Source organism: Azohydromonas caseinilytica (assembly GCF_012927045.1).
GTDB lineage: Bacteria > Pseudomonadota > Gammaproteobacteria > Burkholderiales > Burkholderiaceae_C > Azohydromonas > Azohydromonas caseinilytica.
Window position 1 is genome coordinate 187,539 of sequence record NZ_JABBFW010000009.1, and the last position, 7,855, is coordinate 195,393.

At 71.0% G+C, this 7,855-nt stretch carries 8 protein-coding genes and 1 pseudogene; 6 read left to right on the plus strand and 3 right to left on the minus strand.

Annotated elements, in window-relative coordinates; translation table 11 throughout:
- Positions 1–72: 72 nt before the first annotated feature.
- The 5 genes from HHL10_RS15330 (at position 73) to HHL10_RS15350 (ending at position 4,635) form a co-directional block, all read left to right on the plus strand.
- Entirely contained in the window at positions 73–1,101 is a 1,029-nt protein-coding gene (locus HHL10_RS15330; protein WP_169161247.1) for an amino acid ABC transporter substrate-binding protein, read from the plus strand.
- On the plus strand, positions 1,059–2,051 hold the full coding sequence (locus HHL10_RS15335) for an amino acid ABC transporter permease (protein ID WP_310734604.1): 993 nt from the start codon (positions 1,059–1,061) through the stop codon (positions 2,049–2,051). Before HHL10_RS15330 ends, HHL10_RS15335 begins: the two co-directional genes overlap by 43 nt.
- 9 nt (positions 2,052–2,060) lie before the next feature.
- A complete protein-coding gene (locus HHL10_RS15340; RefSeq protein WP_310734605.1) occupies positions 2,061–3,155 on the plus strand; it encodes an amino acid ABC transporter permease in 1,095 nt (364 codons plus the stop codon).
- 2 nt (positions 3,156–3,157) lie between these two features.
- Positions 3,158–3,934, plus strand: coding sequence for an amino acid ABC transporter ATP-binding protein (locus tag HHL10_RS15345; protein WP_169161248.1), 777 nt, complete (start codon positions 3,158–3,160; stop codon positions 3,932–3,934).
- 104 nt (positions 3,935–4,038) lie between these two features.
- Positions 4,039–4,635, plus strand: coding sequence for a nitroreductase family protein (locus tag HHL10_RS15350; protein ID WP_169161249.1), 597 nt, complete (start codon positions 4,039–4,041; stop codon positions 4,633–4,635).
- A gap of 6 nt (positions 4,636–4,641) precedes the next feature.
- Here the strand turns inward: HHL10_RS15350 and HHL10_RS15355 are convergent, their stop codons facing one another.
- From HHL10_RS15355 to HHL10_RS15365, 3 genes are all read right to left on the minus strand, one after another.
- Complete coding sequence (locus HHL10_RS15355) at positions 4,642–5,589, minus strand: CysB family HTH-type transcriptional regulator (RefSeq protein ID WP_169161250.1); 948 nt, start codon at positions 5,587–5,589, stop codon at positions 4,642–4,644.
- 131 nt (positions 5,590–5,720) lie between these two features.
- Positions 5,721–6,878 (minus strand): tRNA 2-thiouridine(34) synthase MnmA, encoded by a 1,158-nt coding sequence (gene mnmA / locus HHL10_RS15360; RefSeq protein WP_169161251.1) that lies wholly within the window; start codon positions 6,876–6,878, stop codon positions 5,721–5,723.
- Positions 6,875–7,378, minus strand: coding sequence for an NUDIX hydrolase (locus tag HHL10_RS15365; RefSeq protein WP_169161252.1), 504 nt, complete (start codon positions 7,376–7,378; stop codon positions 6,875–6,877). Before HHL10_RS15365 ends, mnmA begins: the two co-directional genes overlap by 4 nt.
- Before the next feature lie 107 nt (positions 7,379–7,485).
- Here HHL10_RS15365 and HHL10_RS15370 point away from each other — a divergent pair.
- Positions 7,486–7,855: pseudogene (locus tag HHL10_RS15370) on the plus strand (NAD(P)(+) transhydrogenase (Re/Si-specific) subunit alpha); the annotation flags it as partial.

Below are 7,855 nucleotides of genomic sequence, written 5' to 3' on the forward strand. Positions count from 1 at the left end.
ATGGCTTTCGAATGGCTGCGTCGCAAGAGCGCACGCCGGCTCCGTCAACACCCGGCATGCATACTTTCCCGGATGAACAAGCCTCTCACCTTCCTCGCTCCGCTGGCCGCTGCGCTGGCGTTGTCCGCCGCTCCGGCGCACGCCGGCAAGACGCTCGATGCCATCAAGCAGCGCGACCAGGTCGTGGTCGGCGTGAGCACCGGCGTGGCGGGCTTCTCCGCCGCCGACAGCCAGGGCCGCTGGAGCGGCTTCGACGTGGACTTCGGCAAGGCCATGGCTGCGGCGGTGCTGAGCGACGCCAACAAGGTGCGCTGGGTGCCGCTGAGCTCGCAGCAACGCTTCACGGCGCTGCAGTCCGGCGAGGTGGACGTGCTCTCGCGCAACACCAGCTTCACCCTCACCCGCGACGCCTCGCTGGGCCTGGCCCTCACCGCCATCAACTTCTTCGACGGCCAGGGCTTCATGGTGCCGGCCAAGACCAAGGTCAAGAGCGCCAAGCAGCTCAAGGGCGCCAGCGTCTGCCTGCAGTCGGGCACCACCACCGAGAAGAACCTCACCGACTTCTCGCGCGCCAACAACCTGAACCTGAAGCCGGTCGTGTTCGAAAAGATCGAGGCCGCCAACGCCGCCTACTTCTCCGGCCGCTGCCAGGCCTACACCACCGACGCCTCGGGCCTGGCCGCCATCCGCTCGCGCGAGGCCAAGGACCCGAAGGAGCACGTGATCCTGCCGGACCTGATCTCCAAGGAGCCGCTGGGCCCGCTGGTGCGCCGCGGCGACGACGAGTGGCTCACCATCGTGCGCTGGGTGGTGTACGGCCTGATCGAGGCTGAGGAAGCCGGCATCACCCAGGCCAACGCCGACAAGCTCAAGGCCGAGAGCACCGACCCCGTGGTGCAGCGCCTGCTGGGCAAGGGCGACGACATGGGCAAGCTGCTGGGGCTGGACCGCGACTGGCTGCTGCGCGCCGTCAAGGCCGTGGGCAACTACGGCGAGATCTACGAGCGCAACGTCGGCGAGAAGACGCCCGTGAACCTGCCGCGCGGCAAGAACATGCTGTGGAACCAGGGCGGCCTGCTGTACGCGCCGCCGGTGCGCTGAAGCCCGCGACGCGTGCCCGCCTGGCGCAGGCCCTGGTGCTGCTGGCGCTGGCGCTGCTGCTGGGCTGGCTCGCCCGCAACACGCTGGCCAACATGGCCGCACGCGGCATCCAGGCCGGCTGGGATTTCCTGCGCGACGCCGCCGGCTTCGACATCGGCGAATCCCTCATCGCCTTCGACGCCGGGCAGAGCTACGGCCGCGCCTTCCTCGTCGGCGTGCTCAACACGCTGCGCGTGGCGCTGGCGGGCATCGCCACGGCCACGCTGCTGGGCATGGCGGTCGGCATCGCGCGGCTGTCACGCAACGCGCTGCTCAGCGGCCTGGCCGGGCTGTATGTCGAAGTGATCCGCAACGTGCCGCTGCTGGTGCAGCTGCTGCTCTGGTACTTGCTGCTGGTGGAGTTCCTGCCCGACCCGGGCGAGCCGCTGCGCCTGGGGCAGCTGCTACTCAGCAAGGGCGGCCTGTCGCTGCCCTGGCCGGGTGAAAACGGCTGGAGCCTGCCGGAGCCGGGGCCCTTCGCGGTGGAGGGCGGCGCCACGCTGACGCCGGAGTTCGTGGCGCTGTGGGGCGGCTTGAGCCTCTACACCGCCGCCTTCATCGCCGAGGTGGTGCGCGGCGGCGTGCTGGCCGTGCCGCGCGGGCAGACGGAAGCCGCGCTGAGCATCGGCCTGTCGCGCGCGCAGGTGCTCAGGCGCGTGGTGCTGCCGCAGGCGCTGCGCGTGATCGTGCCGCCGCTGGCGAACCAGTACCTCAACCTCACCAAGAACTCCTCGCTGGCGGTGGCCATCGGCTATCCGGACGTGGTGTCCATCGCCAACACCGCCCTGAACCAGACCGGCCGGGCGCTGGAGTGCATCAGCCTGATCATGGCCGTGTACCTGTGCACCTCGCTGCTGACGGCGGCGCTGATGGGCGTGCTGGACCGCCGCGCGGCCATCCGCGAACGCTGAGGACGCGGTATGGACAACGACGATTTCCAGGTGACCCCGCCACGCCGCCCGCCCCCGCCGCCGGGCCTGGCGTGGCGGCTGCGAATGCAGCTGTTCGATGGCTGGCTCAGCGGGGCGGCGACCTTGCTGATCCTGGCGCTGCTGGCCTGGGCCCTGCCGCGCCTGCTCGACTGGGCGCTGTGGCAGGCGGTGTGGCGGCCTGACGCCGAGGCCTGCCAGGCCGCGCGCGGCGTGGGTGCCTGCTGGGGCGTGGTGGCGGAGAAGCACCGCCTGATCCTGTTCGGCCGCTATCCCTTCGAGGAGCAGTGGCGCCCGGCGCTGGTGCTGGCGCTGTGGGGCGCGCTGGCGGCGTGGAGCGCCTGGGTCGGCCGAGGCCGGGCGCTGATAGCCGGTTGGATCGCCGGGCTGCTGGGCGGCGTGCTGCTGCTGCGCGGCGGCTTCGCGGGGCTGCCGCTCGTTTCCACCGACCAGTGGGGCGGCCTGCCGCTGACGCTGCTGCTGGCGCTGGTCGCCATCGCGGCGGCGTTCCCGATCGCGGTGGCGCTGGCGCTGGCGCGGCGCTCGGGGCCGCCGCTGCTGCGCGGGCTGGCCACGCTCTACATCGAGCTCGTGCGCGGCGTGCCGCTGGTGTCGGTGCTGTTCATGGCCAGTTTCGTCTTTCCGCTGCTGCTGCCGCCCGGGAGCAACCCCGACGTGCTGCTGCGCGTGCTGGTGGGCCTGTCGCTGTTCGCCGCCGCCTACCTGGCCGAGACCATCCGTGCCGGGCTGCAGTCGGTGCCGCTGGCGCAGGCGCAGGCCGCGCGCAGCCTGGGCCTGACGCCGTGGCAGGTGCAGCGCCTGGTGCTGCTGCCGCAGGCGCTGCGCGCGGTGCTGCCGGCCCTGCTCAACAGTTTCATATCGACCTTCAAGGACAGCTCGCTGGTGACCATCGTCAGCCTCTACGAGCTCACCGGCGCGCTGGGCCTGGCGCTCAACGGCGACCCGGTGTGGCGGCCGTTCAAGGTCGAGGGCTACCTGTTCGTGACGGCGATCTATTTCATCGGCTGCGCCGCGATGTCGGCCGGCGGGCGCTGGGCCGAGCGGCGCTGGCGGCGCGGAGGCTGAGCATGGCGACATCCCCACAAGACGCCGCGCCGCTGGTGCGCTTCGAGCGCGTCAACAAATGGTTCGGCACGCAGCATGTGCTGCGCGACATCGACCTGGCGATCCAGCCCGGCGAGCGCGTGGTGCTGTGCGGACCGTCGGGGAGCGGTAAATCCACGCTGCTGCGCTGCGTGAACCGGCTGGAGTCCTTCGAGGAGGGGCGCCTCACGGTGGACGGCGTGGTGTTCGAGCCGGGCCGGCGCGACGCCGAAGGCGCACTGCGGGCGCTGCGCCGCCGCATCGGCATGGTGTTCCAGCAGTTCAACCTGTTCCCGCATCTGACCGTGCTGGAGAACCTGGCGCTGGGCCCCGAGCTGGCCGGCGAGCCCAGGGCGCAAGTGCGTGAGCGCGCCCTGGCGCAACTGGAGCGGGTACGCGTGGCGGAGCAGGCTTCGAAATACCCGCTGCAGCTCTCGGGCGGGCAGCAGCAGCGCGTGGCCATCGCGCGCGCGCTGGTGCAGGCGCCACGGCTGCTGCTCTTCGACGAGCCGACCTCGGCGCTGGACCCGGAGATGGTGCAGGAGGTGCTGGACGTGATGCGCGCGCTGGCCGAGCAGGGCCAGGCCATGCTGTGCGTGACGCACGAGATGGGCTTTGCCCGCGCCGTGGCGGACCGGGTGGTGTTCATGGACGAGGGGCAGATCGTCGAGGCGGCGCCGGCGGCGCGCTTCTTCGAGGCGCCGCGGCGCTCGCGCACGCGCGCCTTCCTGCAGCGGGTGCTGAGCCCGGCGGGCGGCTGAGGCGGGCGTCCCGCGCGCCGGGACGACGCTGCCCCGGGCGCGTAGGCAGCAAGGGGCGCTGCGGCACACTCCCGCCCCGTTGTGACCCTGAGGCTGACACATCCATGAGCGCTGCCCGCCAACCCGAATACCGCATCGATCCCCAGTTCACCGAGCGCTGGTCGCCGCGCGCCTTCACCGGCGAGGCGCTGGACTTCGGCACGCTGCTGACGATCCTGGAAGCCGCGCGCTGGGCGCCCTCGGGCTCCAACCTGCAGCCCTGGCGCTTCATCTACGGCCTGCGCGGCACGCCGGCCTTCGAGCCGCTGCTGGCCACGCTGGCCGAGAGCAACCGCGTCTGGGCGCGGCAGGCCGGCGCGCTGGTGCTGGTGCTGTCGCGCACGCAGCGCGTGGTGCCGGGCAAGGAGGAGCCGCAGCCCATCACCTCGCATGCCTTCGATGCCGGCGCGGCCTGGATGAGCCTGGCGCTGCAGGCCCAGGCGCTGGGCTGGCACGCGCACGCGATGGGCGGCTTCGACCGCGCCGTGGCGCGCGAGTCGTTGGGCATCCCGGCCGACCATGCGTTGCATGCCGTGGTGGCGCTGGGCCGGCGCGGCGAGGCGTCGCTGCTGCCGCCCGCATTGCAGGAGCGCGAGCAGCCCAATGCGCGGCTGCCGCTGGCGGCGCTGGTGGCGGAAGGGAAATTCGGGTTCGAGGGGTGAAGGCCGCTACAGCGGCGCCGGCTGCGCCGCCGCCGAGCGCGCGGCCTGGGCCTGTATCACGATCTCGGGTTTCAGATGCGGCGCGAAGGACTGGATGAAGTCGTAGGCATAGGCGCGCAGCAGCGCACCACGGCGCAGCCCGATGCTGGTGGTGTTGATGGCGAACAGGTGGCGCGCGTCCACCGCCCGCAGCGGGCGGTCGCGCTCCTCGTCGAAGGCGATGGAAGCCACGATGCCCACGCCCATGCCCAGGCCGACGTAGGTCTTGATCACGTCGGCGTCCATGGCGCTGAGCACCAGCTGCATGCCCAGGCCGGCGCGGCGGAAGGCGTCGTCGATGGTGCCGCGGCCGGTGAAGCCGACGTCGTAGGTGATGAGCGGGTAGGCCGCCAGGCGCTGCAGCGTCAGCGGCCCTTCCAGCAGCTCGTGCCCCGGCGGCACCACCACCGAGTGCGTCCAGCGGTAGCACGACAGCGCCACCAGCGCCTCCTGCTCGGCCAGCGAGTGCGTGGCGATGCCGATGTCGGCCTCGCCGCTGACCAGCATCTGCGCGATCTGCTGCGGCGAGCCCTGGTGCAGCTTCAGGCTCACGCCGGGGTGGCGTGACTGGAAATCGCGCACCACCGCGGGCAGCGCATAGCGGGCCTGCGAGTGCGTGGCGGCCACGGACAGCGTGCCCACGTCACCCTGGCTGAAGTCCTCGCCGATGCGGCGCAGGTTCTGCGCCTCGGTGAGCAGCCGCTCCACCACCGGCAGCAGCGCGCGCCCGGGCGGGGTCAGGCCGGTGAGGCGCTTGCCCTGGCGCACGAAGATCTCCACCCCCAGCTCCTGCTCCAGCTCGCGGATCTGCCGGCTCACGCCGGGTTGCGAGGTGTGCAGCGCCTGCGCCACCTCCGTCAGGTTGAAGCCGCAGCGCACGGCCTCGCGCACGGATCGCAACTGCTGGAAGTTCATGCCGGCCCCCATTGATGAAACGCAAGAATTATTTGGAGCTGCGTTTCTTGCGCCAACGAAGCGATGGGCACTTGCTCATGCGTATCGTGCATGAGCGGGCATGAACCTTTAATGACCGCGAGGCGGCGGCTTCAGTCCGGGCTGGCCGAGGCGATGACGCCGCCGCCCAGGCAGACCTCGCCGTCGTAGAGCACGGCCGACTGCCCCGGCGTCACGGCCCATTGCGGCTGCCCGAAGTGCAGCGCGATCGCGTCCGCCGCGGGCAGCGACAGGCGGCAGGCGGCGTCGGACTGGCGGTAGCGGGTCTTGGCCGCCAGCGCGCCGGGCGCGGGCGTGCGGCCCGCCACCCAGCTCAGGTCCTGCGCCACCAGCGAACGGCTCAGCAGCCAGGGGTGGTCGTGGCCCTGCACCGCGTACAGCGTGTTGGTGGCCGGGTCCTTGCGGGCCACGTACCAGGGCTCATGCTCGCCGCCGCCGCGCGGGGCGCCCTTTTCCTTGACCCCGCCGATGCCCAGGCCCTGGCGCTGGCCCAGGGTGTAGAAGCTCAGGCCCACGTGCTCGCCGATCTTGCGGCCGCGCGCGTCCTTGATCGGCCCGGGCTGGTTGGACAAATAGCGGTTGAGGAACTCGCGGAACGGCCGCTCGCCGATGAAGCAGATACCGGTGGAGTCCTTCTTCTTGGCGTTGGGCAAGCCCGCCTCGGTGGCAATGCGCCGCACCTCGGTCTTGGGCAGCTCGCCCACCGGGAACAGCGTGCGCGACAGCTGCGCCTGGTTGAGGCGGTGCAGGAAGTAGCTCTGGTCTTTGAGCGGGTCCAGGCCCTTGAGCAGTTGGAACTCGCCGTTGACCTCGCGCACTCGCGCGTAGTGGCCCGTGGCGATCTTCTCGGCGCCCAAGCGCATGGCGTGGTCGAGGAACGCCTTGAACTTGATCTCGGCGTTGCACAGCACGTCGGGGTTGGGCGTGCGGTTGGCCTGGTACTCGCGCAGGAACTCGGCGAAGACGCGGTCCTTGTACTCGGCGGCGAAGTTGACGTGCTCGATCTCGATGCCGATGACCTCGGCCACGCTGGCGGCGTCGATGAAGTCCTGGCGCGACGAGCAGAACTCGCTGTTGTCGTCGTCCTCCCAGTTCTTCATGAAGATGCCCACCACCTCATGGCCCTGCTGCTTGAGCAGCCAGGCGCTCACGGCGGAATCCACGCCGCCGCTGAGGCCCACCACCACGCGCCGCGGCCGGGCGCCCGTGTGCACCGCCGGGGCGGCGGTCGAAAGAATGTCGGTACTCATGCCTTGATCTGGGGCGCGAAGACGCTGGGGTCCACGGTGAGCATGTCCAGCGGGTAGCGCTTGCCGGCGAGGTGGTCCTCGATGCCGCGCAGCAGCAGCGGATTGCGGTGGCGGTGCACGCTGGCGCGGATCTCCGCCGGCGTCATCCACAGCGTGCGCACCACGCCGTCATCGAGCACCCAGCCCGGCTGCGGCGAGCTGGCGGTGCCAGCGAAGGCGAAGCGCAGGTAAGTGATGTCCTCACCCGAGGCCTGCCGGTACACGCGCGAGAGGTACACGCCCACGAGCTGCGTGGGCACGAAGACGCAGCCGGTTTCCTCCAGCACCTCGCGCGACACGCCCTGCAGCAGCGTCTCGCCGGGATTGAGGTGGCCGGCGGGGTTGTTGAGCCGCAGGCCGTCCACCGTGTGCTCTTCCACCAGCAAGAAGCGCTGCTCCCCATCGACCACCTTGTCGATCAGCGCAGCGACGGTGACGTTGGGTTTCCATCGTTCAGACATCGGCGGATGGTAGCGTCCGGCCAACAGCCCCACCGGGCCCGGGCCGCTTCTGTAAGCTGGTTCGGGTCGGTCGAGAACAGCTTTTCACTCATGCGGAAGGAGTTGCCATGCTGATCGGAGTCCCGCTGGAGACGGCGGCCGGAGAAACGCGGGTGGCGGTCACGCCGGAAACCGCCAAAAAGCTGAAAGCTCAAGGGCATCAGCTGTTCGTGCAGTCCGGCTCCGGCCTCAAGGCCGCCGCCCCGGATGCAGCCTACGCCGCGGTGGGGGCGGAAATCGTCGATGCCCCGGCCGCCCTGGGCTGCGAGCTCGTGCTCAAGGTCCGGCCGCCCTCGCCCGAGGAGATTGGGCTCATGAAGCCCGGCGCCACGCTGGTGGGCATGCTCAATCCGTTCGACCGCGAAGGGCTGGAGCGGCTGGCCGCCGCCGGGCTGACCAGCTTCGCGCTCGAAGCCGCCCCGCGCACCACGCGCGCGC